This is a genomic window from Leucobacter albus (assembly GCF_039528015.1).
In the GTDB taxonomy this organism is placed as follows: domain Bacteria; phylum Actinomycetota; class Actinomycetes; order Actinomycetales; family Microbacteriaceae; genus Leucobacter; species Leucobacter albus.
The window spans coordinates 99,454-123,648 of record NZ_BAAAKZ010000017.1 but is presented as its reverse complement, the minus strand read 5'-3'; the positions used below and the strand labels follow the sequence as shown (position 1 = coordinate 123,648).

At 68.4% G+C, this 24,195-nt stretch carries 18 protein-coding genes; 13 read left to right on the top strand and 5 right to left on the bottom strand.

The genetic code is table 11. The features are described 5' to 3' along the window. Positions 1-12: 12 nt before the first annotated feature. Positions 13-801 carry an IclR family transcriptional regulator gene (locus tag ABD115_RS15560; protein ID WP_343962550.1) on the bottom strand — a complete coding sequence of 263 codons (789 nt, stop codon included), beginning with the start codon at positions 799-801 and terminating at the stop codon, positions 13-15. A gap of 111 nt (positions 802-912) precedes the next feature. Here ABD115_RS15560 and ABD115_RS15555 point away from each other — a divergent pair, with 111 nt between their 5' ends. After that, on the top strand, positions 913-3,096 hold the full coding sequence (locus tag ABD115_RS15555) for a malate synthase G (RefSeq protein WP_343962548.1): 2,184 nt from the start codon (positions 913-915) through the stop codon (positions 3,094-3,096). A 666-nt stretch (positions 3,097-3,762) separates the two neighbouring features. Here the strand turns inward: ABD115_RS15555 and ABD115_RS15550 are convergent. The 3 genes from ABD115_RS15550 to ABD115_RS15540 all read right to left on the bottom strand — a co-directional run bounded on the left by ABD115_RS15550 (position 3,763) and on the right by ABD115_RS15540 (position 7,619). Further along, on the bottom strand, positions 3,763-4,893 hold the full coding sequence (locus tag ABD115_RS15550) for a type IV toxin-antitoxin system AbiEi family antitoxin domain-containing protein (protein ID WP_343962546.1): 1,131 nt from the start codon (positions 4,891-4,893) through the stop codon (positions 3,763-3,765). Positions 4,894-4,976: 83 nt separating this feature from the next. Beyond that, a complete protein-coding gene (locus tag ABD115_RS15545) occupies positions 4,977-7,013 on the bottom strand; it encodes a thiamine pyrophosphate-binding protein (RefSeq protein WP_343962544.1) in 2,037 nt (678 codons plus the stop codon). Positions 7,014-7,154: 141 nt separating this feature from the next. Continuing rightward, on the bottom strand, positions 7,155-7,619 hold the full coding sequence (locus ABD115_RS15540) for an Lrp/AsnC family transcriptional regulator (RefSeq protein ID WP_343962543.1): 465 nt from the start codon (positions 7,617-7,619) through the stop codon (positions 7,155-7,157). Between the two features lie 91 nt (positions 7,620-7,710). On the opposite strand from ABD115_RS15540, the gene ABD115_RS15535 reads away from it, so the two are divergent. Both ABD115_RS15535 and ABD115_RS15530 read left to right on the top strand, forming a co-directional pair. Further along, positions 7,711-8,772, top strand: coding sequence for a Glu/Leu/Phe/Val dehydrogenase dimerization domain-containing protein (locus tag ABD115_RS15535; protein WP_343962540.1), 1,062 nt, complete (start codon positions 7,711-7,713; stop codon positions 8,770-8,772). 97 nt (positions 8,773-8,869) lie between these two features. Further along, positions 8,870-9,778 carry a serine hydrolase gene (locus tag ABD115_RS15530; protein ID WP_343962538.1) on the top strand — a complete coding sequence of 303 codons (909 nt, stop codon included), beginning with the start codon at positions 8,870-8,872 and terminating at the stop codon, positions 9,776-9,778. Positions 9,779-9,843: 65 nt separating this feature from the next. On the opposite strand, the gene ABD115_RS15525 is transcribed toward ABD115_RS15530, so the two are convergent. Continuing rightward, positions 9,844-10,686 carry a M55 family metallopeptidase gene (locus tag ABD115_RS15525; protein ID WP_343962536.1) on the bottom strand — a complete coding sequence of 281 codons (843 nt, stop codon included), beginning with the start codon at positions 10,684-10,686 and terminating at the stop codon, positions 9,844-9,846. A gap of 215 nt (positions 10,687-10,901) precedes the next feature. On the opposite strand from ABD115_RS15525, the gene ABD115_RS15520 reads away from it, so the two are divergent. The 10 genes from ABD115_RS15520 (at position 10,902) to ABD115_RS15475 (ending at position 24,166) form a co-directional block, all read left to right on the top strand. Continuing rightward, positions 10,902-11,921 carry an ABC transporter permease gene (locus ABD115_RS15520; protein WP_343962534.1) on the top strand — a complete coding sequence of 340 codons (1,020 nt, stop codon included), beginning with the start codon at positions 10,902-10,904 and terminating at the stop codon, positions 11,919-11,921. Continuing rightward, complete coding sequence (locus ABD115_RS15515) at positions 11,918-13,795, top strand: dipeptide/oligopeptide/nickel ABC transporter permease/ATP-binding protein (protein WP_343962532.1); 1,878 nt, start codon at positions 11,918-11,920, stop codon at positions 13,793-13,795. Before ABD115_RS15520 ends, ABD115_RS15515 begins: the two co-directional genes overlap by 4 nt. Next, positions 13,792-14,571 carry an ABC transporter ATP-binding protein gene (locus ABD115_RS15510; RefSeq protein ID WP_343962530.1) on the top strand — a complete coding sequence of 260 codons (780 nt, stop codon included), beginning with the start codon at positions 13,792-13,794 and terminating at the stop codon, positions 14,569-14,571. Before ABD115_RS15515 ends, ABD115_RS15510 begins: the two co-directional genes overlap by 4 nt. 119 nt (positions 14,572-14,690) lie before the next feature. Then, the gene (locus tag ABD115_RS15505) at positions 14,691-16,292 is read left to right on the top strand and encodes an ABC transporter substrate-binding protein (RefSeq protein WP_343962528.1); all 1,602 of its coding nucleotides are present in this window, start codon (positions 14,691-14,693) and stop codon (positions 16,290-16,292) included. 89 nt (positions 16,293-16,381) lie between these two features. Beyond that, complete coding sequence (locus tag ABD115_RS15500; RefSeq protein WP_343962526.1) at positions 16,382-17,806, top strand: serine hydrolase domain-containing protein; 1,425 nt, start codon at positions 16,382-16,384, stop codon at positions 17,804-17,806. Next, on the top strand, positions 17,806-19,290 hold the full coding sequence (locus tag ABD115_RS15495) for an amidohydrolase family protein (protein ID WP_343962524.1): 1,485 nt from the start codon (positions 17,806-17,808) through the stop codon (positions 19,288-19,290). The genes ABD115_RS15500 and ABD115_RS15495 overlap by 1 nt, the downstream gene beginning before the upstream one ends. Positions 19,291-19,353: 63 nt before the next feature. After that, complete coding sequence (locus tag ABD115_RS15490) at positions 19,354-20,475, top strand: M20 family metallopeptidase (protein WP_343962522.1); 1,122 nt, start codon at positions 19,354-19,356, stop codon at positions 20,473-20,475. Further along, positions 20,475-21,314: a GNAT family N-acetyltransferase gene (locus tag ABD115_RS15485; RefSeq protein WP_343962520.1), complete on the top strand. Its 840-nt coding sequence runs from the start codon at positions 20,475-20,477 to the stop codon at positions 21,312-21,314. Before ABD115_RS15490 ends, ABD115_RS15485 begins: the two co-directional genes overlap by 1 nt. Beyond that, a complete protein-coding gene (gene menC, locus ABD115_RS15480; RefSeq protein WP_343962518.1) occupies positions 21,314-22,414 on the top strand; it encodes an o-succinylbenzoate synthase in 1,101 nt (366 codons plus the stop codon). The genes ABD115_RS15485 and menC overlap by 1 nt, the downstream gene beginning before the upstream one ends. A 33-nt stretch (positions 22,415-22,447) precedes the next feature. Next, the gene (locus tag ABD115_RS15475; protein WP_343962516.1) at positions 22,448-24,166 is read left to right on the top strand and encodes a PucR family transcriptional regulator; all 1,719 of its coding nucleotides are present in this window, start codon (positions 22,448-22,450) and stop codon (positions 24,164-24,166) included. Positions 24,167-24,195 lie beyond the last annotated feature (29 nt).

Here is a 24,195-nt window from a genome sequence, read left to right as displayed (position 1 = left end):
GGCGGAGCGCCGCTACCGTGGCGCCTGAGCCGGTGCGAGTCTGCTGGCCGCGCCCCGCAGAGCTTCGACGATGCGTGGAATGAGTTCGTCGGTCATGCGGGCAGCCGGGCCAGAGACTGAGAGCGCCGCAGGAGGGGCGCTGCCGGGAATGGCGACGGCGACGCAGCGCACACCAACCTCGCGTTCTCCCTCGTCGAGCGCATACCCGCGCCGCCTGGTCTCGCGGAGCTCGGCAATGAGCTCCGCGACCCCGGTGAGTGTCGTCGCCGTGAACCTCGGGAGGCCGGTGAACTCGACGATCTCTCGCACGCGCGCCTCGCTCAGCGTGGCGAGCATCGCCTTGCCTGCGCCTGCCGAGTGGGGGAGCACGCGCCTGCCCACCTCAGTGAACATGCGCATCTGGTGCCGCGAGGGTTGCTGCGCGACATAGACGGCCATTGCCCCGTCGAGCATGACGAGGTTCGAGGTCTCTTGCGAGAGCTCCTCGAGATCGTTGAGGAGCGGCTGGGCTCGCGCAGCCAGTTGCGGGGCGGCGCGATTGCCGAGTGCGATGAGGCCGGGGCCGAGGCCGTAGTCGCGCGACTCGGCCTGGCGGGCGTACCCGAGCGTCTGCAGTGTCTTCAACAGGCGGTGGGCCGTGGGGTGGGCGAGGCCCGTCGCGGCAGCGAGCTCGGCGAGCGGTAGCTCTGAGTCGGCCGCGGCGAGGGCCTCGAGGAGCGCGAACGCGCGGGCCACGGACTGAACGGTGCCGTCGCTAGCGGCGGTGGCGGCCTCTGGCGAGGGCTGGGGAGAAACTCTCATCGTTCCACAATACGGAATGGTCGTTCCAAAGTGAAGTTGAATTCCCTAGAGTGAGGATACCGGTTTGCCCTCTTTGCGCCGGCAGTACGAAATATCGAAGGATCCACCTCCATGAGCCATACCGAAGACCGCGCGGGTCTCGCCGTCGCCCAGCCCATTATTGAGTTCGCAGAGGAGGCGCTTGCGGCCGACCGGAGTGCGGGCGCCGGGGCGATAGACACCGCGGTCTTCTGGTCGGGAGTTGCCGACATTATTCGTGACCTCACCCCCGAAAACGAGGCCCTGCTCGCCACGCGCGACGAGCTGCAGCGACGCATCGATGCCTATCACGAGGCAAACCCCGGGCAGCCCGAGCCGAGCTCCTACCGCGCATTTCTCACCGAGATCGGTTACCTCGAGGATCCACCCGCGAGCGTCGCCGTGAGCCCAGAGCGCGTTGACCCCGAGATTGCCACACTCGCTGGCCCGCAGCTCGTCGTGCCGCTGCTCAACGCGCGCTTTGCCCTGAACGCCGTCAACGCGCGCTGGGGCTCGCTCTATGACGCCCTCTACGGTACCGACGCGATCACGCGTGAGGGCGAACTCGCCCCCGGAAAGGGTTACAACGCTGCGCGCGGGGCGGCGGTTATCGCCGAGGGTCGGCGCATTCTCGACGCCTACGTGCCGCTCGCGGGCGCATCGCATGCCGACGTCGCCGGCTACTCGGTGGCAGGCGGCGCCCTTGTCGCGTCGCTGCAGGCCGGGGCGACCGCGGGCCTCGCCGATCCTGCCGCGTTCGTCGGCTACCGCGGCGATGCCGCCGCGCCGACGCGCGTGCTGCTGACCCACAACGGCCTACACATCGACATCGTCATTGATCGCACGGGCGCGAACGGGGCAAACGACGCCGCCGGAATCAACGACATTGAACTCGAAGCCGCGCTCACCACCATCATGGACCTCGAGGACTCGGTCGCCGCCGTCGACGCTGACGATAAATCGCTCGGCTACCGCAACTGGCGCGGGCTCATGGACGGCACCCTCACCGAGAGCGTCACCAAGGGCGGCGAGACCTTCACCCGGCAGGCGAACCCCGACCGGGAGTACACGGCGGCCGACGGGTCTGCGCTGACGGTTTCGGGCCGCTCGCTGCTGTTCGTGCGCAACGTTGGGCACCTCATGCGCACTCCCGCCGTGCACGACGAGAGCGGCGCCGAAGTGTTCGAGGGCATTCTCGATGCGATTATGACTGCGGTTGGATCGCTCGGGGAGCTGCGCGGAGCGGCCAAGGGCACGAACTCGCGCGCGGGGTCAATGTACATCGTGAAGCCGAAGATGCACGGTTCTGCAGAGGTCGCGTTCGCGGCAAAGCTCTTCGGCCGGGTTGAGGCGCTGCTTGGGCTGCCGGCACACACACTGAAGATCGGCATCATGGACGAGGAGCGACGCACCTCGGCGAACCTCGCAGCGTGCATCGCGGCCGCCAGCGAGCGCGTCGTGTTCATCAACACGGGCTTTCTCGACCGCACCGGCGACGAAATTCACACCTCGATGCGGGCAGGCGCGATGCTCCCGAAGGATGCGATTCGCCAGGAGCCGTGGCTGCCCGCCTACGAGGCGCGCAACGTGGTGATTGGTGTGGAGTGCGGGCTCGACGGGCGCGCGCAGATCGGCAAGGGCATGTGGGCTATGCCAGATCTCATGGCTGCGATGCTTGAGCAGAAGGTTGGCCACGTGCGTGCCGGTGCTTCGACCGCATGGGTGCCGTCGCCAACCGCCGCGACGCTGCACGCGCTGCACTACCACGAGGTCGACGCTTTTGCAGCGCGGCGCGCATTGCCCGCGCTGCAGGCCGACAGCCTCGGCGCCTTGCTGACGCTGCCGCTCGCCCCGGCGGGGGCGCTCACTTCGGAGGTCGTCGCAACCGAGGTCGAGAACAACGTGCAGTCGATTCTGGGCTACGTGGTGCGCTGGGTCGACCAGGGCGTTGGGTGCTCGAAGGTGCCCGACATTCACGATGTTGGGCTCATGGAAGATCGCGCGACGCTGCGCATCTCGAGCCAGCTGCTTGCAAACTGGCTGATGCACGGCGTGATCACCGAGGCCGACGTCGACGCGGCACTGACGAAGTGCTCGGCGATCGTGGACCGCCAGAACGCCGCAGACCCGGGCTACCTCACGCTCGCTGGTGGCACCGGCACCGCATACGAGGCCGCTCGACGGCTGATTCTCGATGGCGCTGAGCAGCCCAATGGGTACACGGAGCCGCTGCTGCACGCGCTGCGTCGCCGCAAGAAGGCAGAGCTCGCGGGCTAGCACGGCCCCTGCGCGAGGTCCTGTGGGCCCCGCTGCGGGCCCCGCGGTGGGCCCCGCTGCGCGGGCACGCCCGTCCCTCACCATGTTTTCGCCCCGTCACCATCCAAATGTTGGGTATTTGGATGGTGACGGGGCGAAAAGTCTCTGAGGGGCGGAATGGGGGTCTTGGGCGAGGGGCCTTGCGGCGTTGTTTGGGGTCGGGGCTTCTCTCGCGGGGAACGGTCGCCGTGCTTGGTGAGTGGGGCGATTGGGGGACTGGCGTAGGTGGATGCTTGCTTGCTTGCTTGCTTGCTTGGGTGATAGGGCAAAGGGCTTAGGGCTTGGTACGAGTAGCACGGGTCGGGACGCGGGCTGCGGACACGGGCTGCGTGCGAATGCTGGGCTTGGTGGCGGGCACCGCGGGCAGCGGTTGCGGGAGAGGGCAGGGCCTTGGGGTCGATGGCCGGTGGGTCGGTGTGGGCGTGGGCGTGGGCCGACGGCCAGTGGGAAGGCGCGGGGCTAAAGGGGGCGACGGCCGGCGGAGAGCTGCAGGATCTTGGGGATGACGGTCGGCGGATAGCTGCAGGACCTTAAGGCCGATGGCCAGCGGAGAGGCGCCAGCCCGGGGCCGACAGCCGGTTGGGATGCGCCAGCCTGAGGGCGACGGAAGCTCGGGCCGCCAGGCCGCTAGGGAAGCCCAGCGAGGAACCCGGCTACGGCGGGGCCGAGCGCCCGGCTCGGAGCGCCCGGCACGGCGATACCGTGGGCCCGCAGGTGGGCGGCGAATCTGTCGCGGGTGACAACCTCGCGCACGCCCCAGCGAATGCAGCGCATGCCCGTGGTGCCCGCTACCCAGTCGTGGCGGCGCTTCTCGGCGTACACGACCTCCTCTGGCGTGCGCTCGCGCCGCATCGAGGCGTCGGTGTATTTCGCCTTGCCGTCGCACTCGCCCCACACCCCCAACCCCGTGAGCACAAAGTCGAGCCGGAGCGCGCCCCCGCTCTCGGCCATGACGGGCACCTGGATATCGACCGCAACCCCGAGCTGCAGAAATCTCAGCCGAGAGAGAGTTTCGAGCGGCGACTCCGCCCGCGAATCGGCGAGCGCCACGAGCGCTCGTTGGGCGCGCACGCCCGGGTTACCCGACTGCCGAGCGACGCTCTCGAGCGCACGCGAACGCCAGGCAGCCAAGGCCTCGCGATGCGCATCGCCGCCGTACCCATCGCCGCCGTACCCATCGCCGCCGTACTGATTGCGGCCGTGCCCACCACTACCGCGCCCGTCGCGACTGCGCTCGACCGCCCTGACGAGGAACGCATCGGCAGCCGCGAGAGCTACCGAAAACTCATCGCCGCGGGCGAGATCGAGGAGCGTGCGCTCGGCTGTGGTGACCGCGAAGCCGTGCACTTCGGTGAGATCGCACGGGGGCAACGCCGCCACGTGGCGCGCCATCACCTGATTCACACCGCCCCGGGCGCGACGCGCCACGGTGGTCTGCGCCCGCCGAACATCGGGGGAGCGTTGGCCAAGCCACGCCGACCACACAGGTAGATCGTGCAGCACCGCGGCGCTGCGATGGGAGAACGCGAGCGGGCCCGCGGCGGCGCGCTGGGCTGCGAGCAGCACGAGCGTGTGACGCTGCTCGGGGAACAACGACTCCCACAGCGCAGCGCCGACGAAATACCCGGGTCGAAGCCGCACGAGCTCGCCGCCGCGCACCCGGGCTGCGATGGCTCTGTCTGGCAGGCCCAGGCGCCGTAGCTGAGCGGTGTGCAGCAGCTCGCGCCGCGCGGTCGGAAGAAAATCACTGACGTTCACGCGTCGAGCCTCGCACCACGCAGCGGGCGCGCACGCAAGTCGGCGGGCAGTGTGCACTGCGAGCGGCGGCAGCGCCCCTTCGCTCAGCTGTGGGGAACGATAAGCCCGTTCGCTCGCTGCACCTCACGCTGATACTCGGCGACCACCGTGCCCGAGACGCGGCAGTCGAGCAGAATCGTGCCGGTGGCGCCCGCTGCGACCCACTCGGTGAGCGCCTCGAGATCCGCCACCCTCGTCACCACAACCCCGGTCGCGCCGAGCGCCGCCGCGATACCCGCGAAATTTGCGGTCGGAATGAGCATCGGCTCGGTGTCGAGCCCCATCGCGCCGTAGAGATGCACCTCGGCGCTGTACGCGCTGTCGTTCCACACGACGATCACCTGGCTGCGCGCGGTGCGAATCGCGGTCTCGAGGTCAGCGAGGGCCATGAGCCCGCCGCCGTCGCCCGTCGTCACCACGACGGTCGAATCGGGCGCGGCCGCCGCGATGCCCGGCACCGTGCAGAACCCGAGCCCGATCGACTGGTAGGCGGTGCCGACCATCACCATGCGTTCGGGCGCGGAGACTGGCCAGAAGCTGTTCGCCCACGAGATGAAGTGGCCGCCGTCGCTCGTGACGTGGCGGTTCTTGGGGAGCAGCTCGCCGAGGCGTGCGGCGACGCGGCGCGGGTCGAGCAGGCCGTCGGCGCACAGCTCGGCCGGGCCGGCGTCGCGCACCCGTAGCTCGCCGCCCGGCTCGAGGCCGGGCACGCGGTCGCGCCAGACGCCGCCCGGGCCAACCGCGGTATCTGGGTGAACCGGGTTGGGGCCCGCCGCGGGTGGCAGGGCGGCCGCGGCGCGTGGCGCGGTGGCGGATCCGCGGGCCTCGTCGCGAGTGACCCGTGCGCTGATCTCGAGCACTGTAGCCCTCGCATCTCCCTGCAGCAGCCGGTGTTCGAGCGCGTGCGGGCCAGTCGGCGCCCCGACGAGTTCGATGTCGACGCGAATGATCGTTGTGCCTTGGCCGAAGAGCTCGCCAAAGCGCATGGTGAACTGATTGAGGGCCGCGCCGACCACGAGCACGACATCGGCCTCGGCGAGCAAGGTCATCGCCGCCGGCTGCCCAAAACCGCCGGCGACGCCGAGATCGAAGCGGGGCTCCGCGAAGATGCCGCGGGCGAGCGCTGTCGTCGCGGTGAGCGCGCCGAGCCGGCCTGCGAGCTCGCTCAGCGCCGGGCCGGCACCCGCGAGGTGCGCGCCCCGCCCCGCGAGAATCAGGGGGCGTGCCGCGCGAGAGAGGGCGCGCGCAGCCCACTCGAGCTCATCGTCCCCCGGAACCGACGACGCCGCGGCGATCGCGTGCGGGGCGCTCCGCGGTGTGTGCGAAGCCTCTGTGGCAGGCCGAGGGTCGTGGGCGACGGAGCGCAGCAGCTCGGCGACGACCGCCGGGTCATTGGGGTCGATACGGTCTGCTGTGTCGCTCGCGCTGCGGGTGCCTGCTCCCTGGGCGGCCTGCGCGGCGGCCACGGGGCAGGTTTCGGGGCTGGTTTCGGTGCCGAACTCGGGGCCCGTTTCGGGCCCCCTGCCTCCTGTGAGGGCGGGCACCGGTGCGGTGACCAGATCGTAGGGGAGCGCGAGCACAATGGGGCGGCGCAGCCGGAGCGCTGCGGCGGCAGCGCGCGCCACGGCGCCAGGAGCATCTCTGACCGACAGCTGCACGTATCGCACGCCGATCGCGGCGCCGAGCAGCTCCTCGTCGACATCCCACGGGCGCGGGCCAGACGCCGGTGCGTCGCCGACGACCACGAGCATCGGGGTGCGGGCGCGCACCGCCTCGGCGAGCGCCGTGAGTGCGTTGGTATAGCCGGCTCCGTAGGTGGTCGTCGCGATAGCGAGCCTGCCGCTCACGCGGGTGTAGGCGTCGGCCGCGGCGACCGTCGCTGCCTCGTGCCGCACGGCGGTGTATCTGACGCCGGCTGCGGTGAGCGCGTCGATGAGGTGGGCGTTGCCGTTGCCCATGAGCCCGAAGCTCTCTGAGGCGTGCTCGGCGAGGGCGCGGGCGGTGACCGTCGCGAGCGTGGGCTCGGGCGACTCTGCGTGCGGGGCGTGAGGGGTCGGCGAAGCCTGAGTGGAGTGAGACATCTGCGAATCTTTCGAGAGAGCGGTGGCGGTTGAGAGTGACCGTGTATGTCTCGCGAGGGCTCGCAGCAGCGCCCCTTTTTCGGGCGCCTTACCCGGCGAATCGGGTGGACAACTGAAGTGTAGCGGACGCGCCCCGCCGCGCTACAACAGCTGGTGCTGGCGCCGCGAGATGAGCTCGCGCAGCACGATCGACGTTGCGGTGCGCAGCACGCCTCGGCACTGCATGATGTTTTGGGTGATGCGGTAGACGTCGTCGGCGTCGCGCGCGACGATTTCGATCGACAGGTCGCTCTGGCCCGAGACGGCGACGCACTCGATGATCTCGGGGATGCGCTCGAGGCCGGCGAGCATGAGCTCGAATTCCTCTTGGTTTACCTCGGCGGTGATGTGGGCGCGCAGCGGCCACCCGAGCGACCGCGGGTCGAGGCGCAACGAGTGGGCCCTGAGTGCCCCCGATTTCTGCAACCGCTCGAGGCGCGAGTGCACGGTGCCGCGCGCGAGGCCGAGGTCAAACGCGATCGCTTGAATGGTCGCGCGCGAGTCGGCGTCGAGAGCAGAAAGGATGCGCCGGTCGGTCGCGTCGAGGACGTACATAATGATCAACATAGCGTCATTCAATGGGTGGCGCACCGGTCGTTTTGTTCAATCAGAAACTTTCGGCTTGTTTGATTGCTCAGTAGTCGGCTACATTCTCGGCATGACACCTGCACCCACGCTCAGCGAGCGCCCCACAGTCTTCCCGTTGTTCGACCACGAACAGGTGAACATTTCCACCGGAAAGCGGTCTGGGCTCACCATCATTGTCGCGGTGCACAGCACGAAGCTCGGCCCCGCTCTGGGCGGCTGTCGCGTGTGGAGCTACGACAGCTGGGGCGAGGCGGCGGCCGACGCGCTGCGGTTGTCGCGCGGTATGACTTCGAAGAACGCGCTCGCCGGGTTGCCGCTCGGCGGCGGCAAATCCGTGATCGTGCTCGCACCGGGGCAACAGCTCACCGGAGAGCTCCGGCGCCAGGCATTCCTCGATCTCGGTGACGCCGTCGAGGCGCTCGGTGGGTCGTATCTCACGGCCGAGGATGTCGGAACGACTGCGGCAGACATGGCGGTCGTCGCCGAGTTGACGGCGCACGCGGTCGGGCTGCCGGCGGATCAGGGTGGTCTCGGCGACCCGGGCGAATACACAGCCAGGGGCGTCTACTCGGCGCTGCGTGAGACGCTTCGCCGCACGCACGGCACCGCAGAAACGGCTGGTCGCAAGATCACGATCGTTGGGCTCGGCCAAGTTGGCTCCGCCCTCGCGACCCGGCTCGCGGGTGAGGGCGCCGAACTCACGCTCTCTGACATCAACGATGCGAAACAGGAGCTTGCGCGCGAGCTCGGGGCGGCATGGGTCAGCCCGGCAGACGCGCACCGCGTGCCCGCGGATGTGTTCATGCCGGCGGGCGTCGGTGGCATGCTCTCGCCGCGCGTGATTGACGAGCTCGACACCCGCGCGGTTGTCGGCCCGGCCAACAATCAGCTCGCCGAGGCAGACGGTGCCGAGCAGCTCGCGGCCCGCGGCATCTTGTACGCGCCCGACTACCTGTTGAACGCAGGTGGCGTGATCTACCTCGGGGCAGAGGGCGACACGATCGACGAGCGGATCGCGCGTATCGACGCAATCGGTGAGACGCTCGGCAGCGTCTTTGACGAGGCCGAGCGCAGTGGGGTGACAACGGTCGCCGCGGCCGACACCCTGGTGAACGCGCTGCTCGCGAAGTAGGGCGCGGCTGAGAAGCTGTGCCGCCAGACAATTGGGCGGTCAGACTCTCGTTCTGCCAGACAACCGGCCGGTGGCGCACAGCCGTTACGCTGCAACCATGACCGAGCACTCGAGAGAACACACAGCACTCGTTTCCGAGGTCGCTTCGGCGGCGCTCGCCGCCGAAGCGACCGTCTACGCCCACGCGATCGATATCGACACGGGCACCGAGATCGGGGTTGGATCCGACGAGCCGGCCGTTACGGCGTCGGTCTTTAAAGTGCCTGTGCTCGTCGAGTATGTGCGTCAGGTGGCTGCGGGACAACTCTCTGCGACCCAGCGCGTTGCGGCGAAGGCGAGCGAAGCAACGCTCGGGCCCACGGGCCTCAGCGTGTTCTCCGACGATGCTGACTGGTCGCTGCGCGATACCGCAACATCGATGATCACGGTGAGCGACAACACCGCAACTGACCTGGTGATGGCGCTCACCGGCGTCGACGAGATCAACACCACCATGGGCGAGCTCGGGCTGCCGAACACGCACTTGATCGGCGACTGTCGCGCACTGTTCGCGTCTCTCGCATCCGACCTCGGCGTCACCGAGCTCGGCGCGAACGACGGGCTCATGGCGGTCTCGCCCGAACAGGCGGAAACCCTGGCCGTCTCGACGCCCGCGCTGACCAACCGCACGACGCCGCGCGAGGCGGCGCGGCTGCTGCAGCTGATCTGGAACGATGAGGCGGCGCCTGCCGAGGCGTGCGCCGAGGCGCGGCGCATCCTCGGGCTGCAGGTGTGGCCGCACCGCCTCGCGACAGGCTTTCCTCGAGACGACGTGAAGATCAGCGGAAAGACCGGCACGATCGGTATCGTGCGCAACGAGATCGGTGTTGTCGAGTTTCCAGACGGCACGCGCCACGCGATCGCCGTATTCGTGCGCACGCAGCGCGTGCAGTCGCGCCAGCCCGCCGCCGACCGCCTCATCGGCACCGTGGCCCGGTTGCTCTCGGAGTCGCTCCTGCAGCGTTAACGCCGCGGAAAACGCAAGGAGGCTCACCCCTCGGGGTGGGCCTCCTTGCGTGGTGTCGAGGGGTATTACCGCCGCATCAGCGGCAGCAAGCTGCGGAGCGAGCTCGCGGCAAACTCGTAGCAGGCGGTGATGAAGTTCACCGCCTCCTGCGGCGAATGGGCGATGACGCGCACCGTGCGGGCTCCGAGGCGCGACGCGGTCGGAATGCCGCCGGCAAGCTCCGCCGCGTGGATGTTTGGCATATCGATCTCAACGTCGAGCTCGGCGGGCACGCTGGGAAGGGTCAGCGAGGAGGCGCCGGCGACGGCGCGCGCCGCCGCGTCGGTAATGAGCTCGCGGGCGTGAGTCGGCGACATCGAGTCGGCGGCGTTGTACCCGTGCGAGAGCTTCACGGCCACCGTCTCGATGCCGGGGAGCGTCTCGGAGATGGCTGCGCAGATCACGTCGTCACCGGTGAGCAGCGCGACGGGAACGCCGGCTGCCGCGGCCTGCAGGGCATTCACGTCTGCCTCAGAGACGGCCCGGCCGTTCACCCTCACCTCGGTGAACAGTGACGAGAAGGTGTGTGCGATCACGCCGGGCCCGCCCGCCGCAGCGTGATAGCCAATGAAGAGCGCTACATCGTGGCCCTTGTCGATGCCCTCGGCCATGCAGTCAACCTTGGGGCTGCCGAAGATGACGCGCGCGCGGGGGTCGAGATCTTCGTGAATGAGGTTGTCCATGGTGCCGTGGCTATCGTTGATGAGCACCTCTGTTGCGCCCCCGGCAAACGCGCCGGAGATTGCCGCGTTGGCCTCTCCCGTCATGAGGTGCTGGGCCCGCGGGTAGCCGTGACCGCCGCGCACTACCTGGTCCATCGTCGCTATTCCGGCGACGCCCTCCATGTCGATCGAAATGTACACGCGCATTCGCTCAGCTCCTTTGCCGGTGGTTCGTCGCGGGGCATGGGTGTGCCTCACGCTGTGAGTTGCTCACAACTCCGAAGCCTAAACACAATGGTCGCGCAGATTTTGTGCAATCGGACAGCTTTTTTCAAAGACCCTTGGCGTGGCAGACAATGCGGCGCGATTTAGTTGTTCGCAATACTGGGGGAGCAGCTACGATCCAACGACGAGGAGAGCGCATGTCAGCAACTTCTGCGGACCCCGAGGTGACGGCGCGCCCCGTCGCGAGACAGCAGGAGTCGGTCTGGGCGCGAAACCCCTGGGCGGGGTACCTGCTTCGGCGCAGCGGCTATTTCGTCGTGTCGCTGTTCGTGCTGGTGACAATCTCGTTTTTGCTCGTGCAGCTCATTCCGGGCGACCCGGCGCGGCTCTCGCTCGGAGAGGCCGCAACCCCCGAGGCCGTCGAGGCGCGACGGGTTGAACTTGGCCTCGACCGGCCGCTGATCGTGCAGTACCTCTCGTTCTGGGCCGGGCTGTTCACTGGGAACCTCGGCGAATCGATTAGCTCGCGCATGCCGGTCATTGATGTGATCGTGCAACGCGCGCCAGCCACGCTCGAAATCGCCTTCGCCGCGGTGGCGATCGCGCTGATTGTCGCGGTGTGCCTTGGCCTCGCCTTCGGGGCCCTCACTCGCGGCGGGCGCAGGCGCGGCACCGAGGTCGGCTTCACATCGGTCTCGGCGGTGCTCGCTGTCATCCCAGAGTTTCTCGCCGGCATTTTGCTCGTCTACCTGTTCGCTGTGACGCTCCAACTGTTTCCGGTTGCCGGCCGCAGCGACTTTCTCTCCTATGTCTTGCCGGTGACGGCCCTTGCGCTCGGCCCGGCGGCGTCGCTCACCCGAATCGTGCGGGCCGAGACACTGACGGTGCTGCAGCAGGATTATGTTCGCACCGCGCGCTCGCGGCGTATGCCGGCGATTCGGCTGTACGGCAAGCACGTGCTGCCCAACCTGCTGACCTCGACGCTCACGATCTCGGGCCTGCTGCTCGGCAGCATGATTGCAGGCACCGTGCTCGTCGAGAACATCTTCGCGTGGCCCGGCCTCGGCGGGGTGATCGTGCAATCGATTCAGGGCAAGGACTACCCGCTCGTTCAGGGCATCATCATCTTCTACGGAGCCGTCGTGCTGCTCATCAACCTCGTGATCGACATCGCGCTGATCTTGCTTGACCCGCGTACCGCATTGGACAAATCATGACTACGAATCGACGCCTGCTCGCCGCCCTTCGGAGCCCGCTTGGCGTGCTCGCGGTGCTCGCCTGCGCAGCGCTCGCCTTTCTCGCGATCTTCGGGCCCGTGCTCTGGGGCGAACAGGCGGCAGCGACCAATACTGCCCTGATCTCGCAGCCGCCGAGCCCCGAACACGTGTTTGGCACCGACGGTAGCGGCCGCGATATTCTGTTGCGCACGCTCGTGGCCGCGCGGCTGTCGGTCACTATGGCGCTCGCGGCGACAGCTGTCGGCGTCGTGAGCGGCGTGCTGGTTGGCCTGCTCCCGCTCGTGCTCGGCGGCCGGGTTGGTCGCTGGATCGTCGCGGGCATCAACATCGGCGTCGCCTTCCCCGGCCTGCTGCTTGCGATCGCCTTCTCCGTCATTCTCGGGCAGAGCGGTGTCGCCGCAAGCCTCGCGATTGCGATCGCGATGATGCCAAACTACGGCAGGCTCACGCACAACCTCGCCGCGTCGGTGTGGGGGCGCGACTACGTTTCGGCCGCGCTCGTGCTCGGCATTCCGAAGCGCGTGATCGTGTTTCGGCACGTGCTGCCAAACGTGCGCGATCCGCTCATCGTCAACGCGGCCATCACTGCGGGCGGCACGCTCGTGTCGTTCGCCGGCCTGTCGTTTCTGGGGCTTGGGGTGCAGGTGCCGCAGTACGACTGGGGGCGAATGCTCAACGAGGGCGTCGCGCGTATCTTCGTCACACCGGCGGCGGCGCTCGTTCCCGGCATCGCAATCATTCTCGCGGGGCTGACGTTTGTGCTGCTGGGTGAGGTGCTCGGCAAGGCCCTGACCCCAGAGGGCACCCGCAGCCTGTCGGCTCGTGCCCTGCGGAGCCTAATGCCGACCCGCAGGGGGGCCGAGGCGCAGCGCCACGCAGGTGCCGCTGGCGCCGTCGGCGCCGCGCAGCCGGCGGTCGACACGGTGCTGTCGGTGCGCGACCTGCGGGTGTCTGCTCCGCAGGCGGGCGGCACGCTGAAGCCGCTCGTCGAGGGGGTCTCGTTCGACATCGCGCGCGGCGAGATTGTGGGCGTTGTCGGCGAGTCTGGCTCGGGCAAGAGCCTCACCCTCATGTCGGTCGCCGGGCTCGTCGAGGCGCCGCTGCACGTGAGCGCTGCTGCTGCCCACTTCGACGGCGAGAGTCTCACCCTGAGCGAGCACGGCCACCCAGCCTCGTTGAACCACCATCTCGGGCAGCGCCTTGCGATGGTATTCCAAGACCCGATGTCGTCGCTGAACCCGGCCATCCACGTGGGTGACCAGGTGGCCGAGACTGGCTTGCTGCACCTCGACATGAGTCGGGCCGGCGCGAAAGCGGCCGCGATCGAGCGCCTCACCGATGTGCGCATTCCCGACCCGGAGCGCCGGTACGGGCAGTACCCGCACGAGTACTCGGGCGGAATGCGACAGCGCGCGATGATCGCGGCCGGTCTCATGGGAACGCCGTCGCTGATCCTCGCCGACGAACCGACGACGGCGCTCGACGTAACGGTGCAGGCCGGCATTCTCGAGCTGCTGAAGCGCATCAACGAGGCCGAGGGGACGGCGATCATGTTCGTGTCGCACGACATCGCCGTGGTGACATCGCTGTGCACCAGGGTGATTGTGATGTACAGGGGCAAGCTTGTCGAAGACATCACTGCAGACGATCTGCGCGCCGGCAACGCCGCGCACCCGTACACGCGTGCGCTCATGGCGACCGTGCCGACGATGGACTCGCCGCGCGGCGAGCCCATGGCTTCGATCCCAGACGACGCAGATTTCTCGGGAACCTCGCCCATCGGGGTGATCGAGGAGCTGGTACCGACGACCGAAGCCATCAGACAGCTTGACTTTGAGGGGCCAACACGATGAACACGACGCTGTCATTTGAGGGCGTGAGCATTACCTACGGGCACGGTTCGACCGCCTTCACCGCGGTGAACGGCGTCGATCTCACGCTTCAGCCCGGCGAGGTGCTCGGCCTGGTCGGCGAGTCTGGGTCGGGCAAGTCGACGCTCGCCAGGGCCGCGGTGGGGCTCTCCGAGCCGTCGAGCGGTCGCGTGCTGCTTGGCGACGCCGAGATCTCTCACGCGCGCGGTGAGCGCCTGCGCGAGCGGAGGCGGGTGCAGATGATTTTTCAGGATCCGCAGTCGTGCTTCAACCCCAGACGCACCATTGGGCAGTCGCTCGAGGAGGCCCTGGTCGCCGCCCACAAGCGCGAGGGCACCCCGATTCCCGCTCCCCGCGCCCGACGCGACGAGGTTGGGCACCTGCTGCAGGCCGTCGCTTTGCCCGCAGACACGGCCGCCAGAATGCCGGCCCAGCTCTCGGGTGGCCAGCGTCAACGGATCGCCGTTGCGCGCGCAATTGCCGCGAAGCCGACGGTGATTCTCGCCGACGAGATCACGTCTGCGCTCGATGTGTCGGTGCAGGGCGCGGTGCTGAATCTGCTGCAGAAGCTGCAGCGGGAGCTCGGCTTCTCGATGCTCTTCATCAGCCACAACCTCGCGGTCGTGCGCATTGTCTGCGACCGTGTCGCGGTGATGCGCAAGGGGGAGCTCATCGAGGTGGGCGACACCCTCGACGTGATGCACAGCCCCCGGCACGACTACACCCGTGAGCTCATCGCCGCGGTCCCAACCCTGTAACTCCACCACAACACTGTTCAGACGCACCAACGCGGGGAGGCATTTTGTTCCCCACACCGAAGTGGGGTGTGCAAATATCCCAGACAATGGTGTTCTGAGCCTGAACGAAGGAACGCAACATGAAGACAACCACGATTGTCGGTCTTGCCGCCATCGGTGCGCTCGCGCTCAGCGCGTGCAGCAGCGGTGGCGGAGGGGCAGCCGGCGGCTCGGGCGAGCCGGTTATCGACGGCACGCTGAAGTTCGCGATCAACGAAGACCCCGGCAGCCTCTTCAGGCCAGCCAACTCCAGCGCAACGCTCAGCTACGTCTACCCCTGGGCCTACGAGTCGCCCGTGTACTTTAACCCCGAGGGGGAGCCACAGGGCTGGCTTGCCGAGTCGTGGGAAGACACTCCGACCTCGGTAACCTTCACGATTCGCGACGACGCGACCTGCTCCGACGGCACGAAGCTCACCGCAGAGACCGTCGCGAACAACTACCGGTGGATCGCCGACCCAGCGAACGGCTCGAGCTTCCTTGGGCTCGTCGTGCCCGCAGACGCGCAGGTCGAGAACGACGAGCGATCCGTCACGCTCACCACCGCGACCCCCAATTCCTTCCTGCTCACGGCGCTCGGCACACACCCGATCTACTGCCAGGCCGCCCTCGACGACCCCGACAGCACGGTCTCGGCGACGAACGGCACGGGGCTGTTCCAGCTCGCCGAGGCCGTTCCCGGCGACCACTACACGTTCGAGCGGCGCGACGACTACACCTGGGGGCCCGAGGGCGCGCCGACCGGCGCGACGCCCGGCGTGCCCAAGGAGGTTGTTATCAGCGTCATCGAGAACGCGAGCACGCGGGCCAACCTGCTGCTCTCGGGTGAGCTCAATCTCTCGACGGTCGCGGGGCCAGACGAAGATCGCGTCGCGAGCGCCCTCGAGCCCTACACCCAGATCATGGGCATCACGGGCGGCTTCGTTTACTCGCAGGCCGAGGGGCAGCCGACCGCAGACAAGAACGTGCGCATCGCGCTGACGAAGGCGCTCGACCTTGACGCGCTCATGAAGGTGAACACCGCGGGCCGGGGCGAACGCGCCACGCGGCTCGCGGTCACCCCGCCGCAGGTGTGCCAGTACGACGCCGCGACGCCGAACCTGCCGAAGACCGATATTGCGGGCGCCGAGAAGCTGCTCGACGAAGCGGGCTGGGTGAAGGGAGCCGACGGCATCCGCGCGAAAGACGGGGAGAAGCTCGAGCTCGATTTCGCCTGGCAGACGCGCTGGGCCGAGAACGCAGCGACGGCCGAGCTCGCCGCTGACCAGTGGGCCGAGATCGGAGTGGGTGTGAACCATCTGGGAACCGACTACGGCGCGTTCATGGAGCGCGTTGGCAAGGAGGGCTCTGCCTCGGAGCTCGACGTGATTTGGATCGCGCCCAACTACCCGGTGCCGAGTGTGCTCTCAAGCTTCTTCTCGGGCCCGGCGCCGACAGGTGGCAACAATTTCGGTGCGGTGAGCAACCCCGAGTTTGACCGGCTCGTCGCCGAGACCACCGGCTCGACTGGCGCGGAAGCTTGCGCCGGCTGGGAGGCCGCAGAGGCCGAGATGTTCGCCTCGGCAGATTACGTCTCGTTCGCGATGCGGCCCGACGTGACCTACGGTCGCGGCGTGAAGGCTGTGATTCAGCCGTCGGGCATGGACACCTACGTTACGGGTGTCACGCTCGTTAACGAGTAGCCCCGCTGGGGTTCCGTCGCCGCGCGCGCCGGAACCCCAGCCCACCCGAACCACCACCGGCTGATGACTGCAGATCTGAGGAGACGCTCATGCTCGATGTAACCCACCCGCTCGCATTCGATTCCGCCCGCTGGGAGCACCTCATTGCCGAGGCTGCCAGAAGGCACAGCGTGCCAGGCATTGTCGCCGGTGCGCTCTGGGTCGATCCGAATACCGGTGCGGTGCGGCGCTTCGCTGCCAGCACCGGCGTCACCAACACTCGCACGGGCGTCGAAACGACGCGCGACACGCTCTGCCAGATCGGCTCGATCACCAAGGTCGTGACGAGCGTGATGATCATGCAGCTGTGCGAAGAGGGCAAGCTCACCCTCGACACCCCGGTCGCGCAGATCATCACCGACCTCGAACTGCCGGAGAGCGATGTGTCGAAGATCACGGTGCGGCACCTGCTGACGCATACCTCGGGCATCGATGGCGACGTGTTCACCGACACCGGCCGAGGCGACGACTGCCTCGAGAAATACGTCGCGGTGCTGCGCGAGACCCGGGCCCTGTTCGCCCCCGATACCGGCTGGTCGTACTGCAACTCTGGGTTTGTGCTGCTCGGGCGCATCATCGAACTGCTCGACGGCCAGACCTGGGACGCGTCGCTGCAGCAGCGCATCAGCGCACGGCTCGACCTGCGGAGCTTTCTCACGCTGCCAGAAGACATCATCGCGCACCGTTCCCAGCACGGGCACGTTCGGGGCAAGGGCCAGCGCGACTGGGTGCTCGCCCCCGTGTCGTCGATTGTACGCTCGATGGGGCCGGCCGGTCTCATCAGCAGCAGCGTCGACGACCTGCTCGACTTCGGCGCAGCGTTTCTGCGGCAGGGCGCCGGCGCCGGGGGAGTGTCGCTCCTCAGCCCCGAGTCGGTCGCGCTGATGACAGACACCCACGTGACGCTCGACCCCGCAGCCGACGCCGCGGCCCCCGAATGGGGTCTCGGCTGGATGCTCGACCGGTGGGGCGGGCATCGCGTGTTCTGGCACGGGGGCACGACCATCGGCAACAAGGCCTGGTTGCAGGTGCTCCCTGAGCAGAACCTCGTCTTCGTGGTGTTCTGCAACGGCGGAGAGGCGCCCGCTGCCGGCGCGGAGATCTTCGGGGCGTTCGCCCGCGACCTTGCCGGCATCGAGCCGAGCGCCGAGCCGCACCCGACGGGCCCCGCGAGCACCGCGGTGCTCGGCGACGAGTGGCTGGGTGAGTACGCCGATGTGAGCACCTCGCTCGACGTGTTCAGGGCAGACGACGGGGCGGTGCACGCGCGCATTAAGCGGCTGCTCGATCCCAACGACCCAGGGGCAGAGACGGTCGAGCTGCTGCCGGGCGACGGCCCGAACCGCTTCGCCGCACGCCCAGACGCGCTCTCGCCGTGGAGCCAGATCGCATTCACCCTCGTTGACGGGCGGCCCTGCGCCTACGCCGATATCCGCTGCCTACGCAAGCTCGAGACCGCTGGGAGCGCCGCCTGATGGCGCGGGTGCTCTTGCGCGGCGGCAGGGTCGTCGACCCGGCCGCTGGCACGGAAACGGTTGCAGATGTGCTCATCGATGGCGGTCGGGTCGCGGCCATCGGCAACGACCTGGCGCCCGAGGTGACGGCCGAAGCCGAGATCATCGATGCCACGGGCAAGATCGTCGGGCCCGGGTTTGTCGACCTGCACAGCCACGTCAACTCGATCGCCGGCCAGCGGCTGCAGGCGCGCGACGGGGTTACGACCGCGCTCGAACTCGAGGCGGGGCTGCTGCCCGTCGAAATCGCCTACGACCGGGCGATGCGAGAGGGGCGACCCATCAACTTCGGGTTCTCGGCGTCGTGGGGCATGGCACGGGCCGAGGTGCTGTCTGGCAGGCCGGCCGACGCCGATTTCGTGGGGAGCCTGTCGATTCTCTCCGACCCCGCCTGGCAGGCCGACTCCACCCCCAAGCAGCTCGGCCAGTGGCTCGGTCGGCTCGAGAGCGAGCTCGGCGACGGCGCCCTCGGCATCGGCATTCTGCAGGGCTACGCGCCCCGCACTGACCCGGCCGAGTATCTCGCGGTGAACGAACTCGCCGCGCGGGCGGGGGTACCGACGTTCACCCACGTGCGCGAGATCGTCGAGGCCGACGCAACCACCCCGGTCGACGGCACCGAAGAGGCGGCTCGGGCCGCTATGGAGTTTGGCGGCCAGGTGCACCACTGCCACGTCAACAGCACCTCGCGCCGACACATCGACCGCACGCTCGGCGTGATCGAGCGGGCCCGCAACGGCGGGGCAACGATCACGGTTGAGACCTACCCGTACGGGGCGGGGAGCACGGGCATCGGAGCGGCCTTCCTCGCGCCAGAGCGGCTCCCAGTGTGGGGCATTACGCCGAGCAGCATCGTGATCGTCAACACAGGCGAGCGCATTCGCGATGAGGCGCACCTGCGCCACGTGCGGGCGACCGACCCGGGCGCCGCGTGCATCGTGGAGTTCTTGAACGACAGCGACCCGGGCGACCGGGCGCTGCTCGAGAGCGCGCTCGCCTTCGACGACGGCATCGTCGCCTCAGACGCGATGCACGTCACGTGGCCAGACGGCAGCGTTGACACCCGGGAGTGGCCGCTGCCGGAGGGCGGCATGACCCACCCGCGCACCTCGGGCACCTACGCGCGTTCGCTGCGCATGATGGTTCGGGAGCGCGGTGCCTGGAACTGGGTCGAGGCGTTTCGGCGGTGCAGCTATCTCCCGGCGCGCGTCATGGACGCGACGACGCCGGCATTTGCCGCGAAGGGCCACCTCGCCGTCGGCGCAGACGCCGATGTCATCGTCATCGACCCCGAGCGGGTCACCGACCAAGCGACCTATCTCGACAGCACCAGGCCGTCGGTCGGCATCACGCACGTGCTCGTCGCGGGCGAGTTCGTCGTTCGTGATGAAGACATTGTCGCCGATGCATACCCCGGTCGCGGGCTTCGCGGCCAGCGCCGCTAACAGACACCCCAGCACGATCCAGCAGCGGCCACAAGCCGCGCGGAAACAGAAAGGTCCATCGACATGACACCGAACCAGGTGCGCCTCGATGACATCGTCGAGACAATCCGGCGACTCGTGGTCTGCGAGTCGCCCTCAGACGACCACGCAGCAGTTCGTGCCTCGGCCGACGTTGCTGCAGAGCTCGGCGAGCAGCTCTTGGGGGTCAGCCCCGAGCGCATCACGATCGAGGGGGTCTCGCATTTGCGGTGGCAGTTTGGCGGTGCGCCTCGCGTGGTGCTTGTCACCCACCACGACACCGTCTGGCCGCTAGGCACCCTCGACAGGCTGCCGTTCGCGGTGAGCGACGGCGTGCTCACCGGCCCCGGCTGTTTCGATATGAAGACCGGGCTCGCGATGGCGCTGCATGCCGTCGCAGCGCTCGACGACCGAGACGGCGTGACGGTGCTCGTGACCGGTGACGAAGAGGTCGGCTCACCGAGCTCGCGCGCACTGATCGAAGAGTCCGCGAGGGGTGCCCGCGCGGCACTCGTGCTCGAGGCCTCGGCAGACGGCGGGGCACTCAAGCTGGAGCGCAAGGGAGTGTCGCTCTACGAACTCGTGGCGCACGGGGTCGCAGCCCACGCGGGCCTCGAACCAGAGAAGGGCGTGAACGCCTCGCTCGAGTTGGCCCACCAGCTGCTGGCGGTTGCGACACTCGGTGACCCGTCGACGGGCACTACGGTGACTCCGACGGCGGCGGCGTCTGGCACCACGAGCAACACGGTGCCCGCGCGAGCATCGTTCAAGATCGACGTGCGGGCCAGCACCGCGGCCGAGCAGGCGCGGGTGCACAACGCAATGACTGGGCTCGAGCCCGTGCTTGCGGGGGCGAGCCTCGAGCTGCGCGGCGGCGTCAACCGGCCGCCGCTCGAGGCAGCAGCGTCGGCGTGGTTGTTCGATCGGGCGGCGGCTGCTGCCGAGCGGCTCGGGCTTGCACCGCTCAGCGGCGTCGCGGTTGGCGGCGCGAGCGACGGCAACTTCACGGCGGGTATCGGTGTGCCGACCCTCGATGGTCTTGGCGCGGTCGGCGGCGGCGCGCACGCAGAATCGGAGCACGTGGTTGTCAGCGAGATTGTGCCGCGCACGCTGCTGTTGCTCGAGCTCGTTCGAGGGCTGCTCGACGACGCGGAAGCGGGGGCGTGATGGCTGACGCTCGGCAATCTGAGGCGCTCGTCGCCCAGGCGGTAGCCGACGCCGAGCGCGCGGCAGCCCGCACCGGGGTTGTCGTGAGGGAGATGCACGGCAGTGTCGAAGAATCTGAAGTGCTCGATCTGCTCGCGCTCATCTGGGGCCGCACCCCGGCCAACCCGGTCGTGCCAAAAGAGATCATGCGCGTTCTTGGAAAGACGGGCAACTACATTGCCGGCGCTTTTCTCGACGGCGAGCTTGTCGGGGCCGCGCTCGGGCTGCACTCAAGCCCGGAGCGGTTGACGCTGCACAGCCACATCACCGGCGTGGTGCCGGGGCTCGTCGGCAAGTCGGTCGGGTACGCGATCAAGCTGCACCAGCGGGCCTGGGCGCTCGAGCGCGGCATCGACATCATCGAGTGGACGTTCGACCCGCTCGTGTCGCGCAACGCAAACTTCAACATCAACAAGCTCGGCGCCCTGCCCGTCGAGTACCTCGAGAACTTCTATGGCGAAATGCCCGACACGATCAACGCGGGCGACCTCACCGACCGGCTACTCGTGCGCTGGTACCTCCGGGAGCCGCGCGCCTGCGCGCTCGCGGAGGCGGGGGGCGCGCAGGCCCCAGCGCCCGCAACGGCCCCAGCTCAGCAGCGCTCTCTTGTCGCGGCCGTCGCCGTGCCAGACGATATCGAGGGCCTGCGGCGTACCGACCCCGGCGCTGCCAAAGCGTGGCGCAGCACCGTTCGCACCGAACTCACCGAACACCTGAACAGCGGTGCCCGCATCGTCGGCTTCCAGCGCGGCACCGGGTACATCTTGCAACACGCATCAACTGAAGGAGAACAAGACTGATGAAGATTGAGGGCTTTGAGCTGCGCCGAGTTGGGCTGCCGCTTGTCTCGCCGTTTCGCACCTCGTTCAGCACGCAGACGGCGCGCGATATTCTGCTCGTGAAGGCGGTCACCGACGGTGCCGAGGGCTGGGGTGAGTGCGTCACGCTCGGAGACCCGCTGTACTCGCCCGAGTACACCGACGGCGCCGCCGACATCATGAAGCGCTATTTCATTCCGGCGATCGCGAATGTCACCGACGCGACGGGCGTCGGCCACGCGCTGCACAAGTTTAAGGGTCACCCGATGGCGAAGGCCGCCCTTGAGTCGGCCGTGCTCGACGCAGAGTTGCGCGCCGAGGGGCGCTCGTTCGGGCGCGAGCTCGGGTCGGCGAACGAGCGGGTGCCGTGCGGCGTCTCGGTCGGCATCATGGATTCGATCCCTGAGCTGCTCGACGCCGTTGGTGGGTACATCGACGAGGGTTACGTGCGCATCAAGCTGAAGATCGAGCCCGGCTGGGACATCGAGGCGGTGCGCGCGGTGCGCGAGCGCTTCGGTGACGACGTGCTGCTGCAGGTCGACGCGAACACCGCCTACACGCTGCGCGATGCGAGGCACCTCGCGAAGCTCGACGACTTCGACCTGTTGCTCATCGAGCAGCCGCTCGAAGAAGAAGACATCGTTGGCCACGCCGACCTGGCGAAGATGCTCAAGACCCCGATCTGCCTCGACGAGTCGGTGACGTCGGCGCAGACCGCGTCGGCGGCAATCCGCCTCGGCGCCACGAGCGTCATCAACATCAAACCGGGCCGCGTAGGCGGGTACCTCGAGGCGCGCAAGATTCACGATATCGCGGTCGCCGCCGGCGTGCCGGTGTGGTGCGGCGGCATGCTGGAGTCGGGCATCGGTCGCGCCGCGAACATCGCGCTCGCCTCTCTTCCCGGCTTCACTCTGCCAGGCGATGTGTCGTCGAGCAGTCGCTTCTACAAGACCGACATCACCGAGCCGTGGGTCATGGAAGACGGCCACCTCACCGTGCCGACGGGCCCGGGGCTCGGCGTCACCCCGATCCCTGAGCTGCTCGAGGAGTTTACGACGAGCGTCGAGTGGATCGCGCTCTAAAGTCAGTCGGGGGCTAGCGGTATGCTTCCATTCATGAGCGAGCGGCACGAACCCAGATTCACCAGGTTCAGCCTCGGGCGGGTGCTCGACGATCTCGGTCTCACCCTGCTCGAGGTCGCCCACGGTCGCATCGATGCGCAGCGCGACGTTGGCGGGGTTGTGATCTACGACCCCGTCGACGAGCCGGTGTACCCGGTGAACGCCGTGGTGCTCGGCGTTGCCGTGCACGGCGATGACGAGCTCATCGCTTTGCTGCACGGTCTCGCCGACCGCGCCATCGCCGCGGTGGTCGTGCGCTCGCCCGTTGAGCTGAGCGACGAGGCTCGGCAGGTCGCCGACGAGCACGGCATCGTGGTGCTCGGCCTCGCCCGGGGCGCTACCTGGACGCAGCTCGCGGCGATGCTGCGCTCACTGCTCGCTGAAGACGACGTTGGTGACACGCACGTCGATTCGCTCGGCGGTATCACCTCGGGCGACCTGTTTGCGGTTGCGAACGCGATCTCGTCGCTGCTCGATGCGCCGGTGACGATTGAGGATCGCTCGTCGCGCGTGCTCGCGTTCTCCGGGAGGCAAGAGGAGGCGGATCCCGCCCGCGCCGAAACCATCATCGGCAGGCGGGTGCCCGAGCGCTACACGCAGCACCTCACCGAGCGCGGCGTGTTTCGGGCGCTGTATCGCAGCGATGAGCCCGTGGTCATCGACCGCATCGAGGCCGAGGCAGACATGTCGACGCAGCGTGTGGCGATCGGCGTGCGCGCGGGCGACGAGGTGCTCGGGTCGATCTGGGCGGCGATGGATGGGCCGCTCACCGAGGAGCGACGTATTACGCTGCGCGACGCCGCGAAGCTTGTTGCGCTGCACCTGCTGCGGGTGCGTGCCGGGGCCGACGTGCAGCGCCGACTGCGAGCCGAGCTGCTGAGCACGGCCCTCGAGGGCGGGCCGGGCGCGAGCGACGCGCTTGCGCGGCTGAACCTCGCGCGGCAGCCGGTGTGCGTCATCGCCGCGGTGCTTACCGATACCGACAGCCACGGGGCAGGCGGCGCCGATCAGGCACTCATGGCCGAGCGCGAGCGCTTTACCGACGCCCTCGCGGTGCACCTGTCGGCGATGCGGCCGGGCTCTGCGGTCGCGCTGCTTGGCGACACCGCCTACGGCATCTTGCCAGAACCGAACGACCCCGCGGGCGAGCACGCGGTGCGAACAATGGAGGATTTTCTCGAGCGCGTCGGCGGGCGCATGTCTGCGGTCATTGCCGTGGGCCCGCCCGCGCACGATGTCGGAGGCATTTCGCGCTCGAGATCGTCTGCGAGGCGAGTGCTGCGTGTGCTGCTCGAGCCAGCGCCGGGGGAGCGCGCCGAGAGCCGGGCGACCGGGCAGGCGCCCGGGGCCAATACCCCGCCTGCTGCGCAACGCACGGCGCGGCGCTCGCGGGTCGCGCGCTTGACCGATGTGCACGCTGCCGTGCTGATGCTCGAGCTGCGCGACCTCATCGCGGTGCGGGGCGAGGAGTTCACTGGCCCGGTGTCGGTGCTGCTCGACCACGATTCTCACCAGCGAGGCCACCTCGTCGACACCCTGCGGGCGTGGTTTGATCACTTCGGCGACGTCGCGAAGGCCGCCGAGACGCTGTACGTGCACCCGAACACGTTTCGCTATCGCCTGCGCCGAGCGGTCGAGATCAGCGGCATCGACCTCGACAGCGCCGATGACCGGTTCGAGGCGATGCTGCAGCTGAAGCTGCTCGACGGCTAGTCGGGCGCGCGGCGCCAGTACAGCACTGA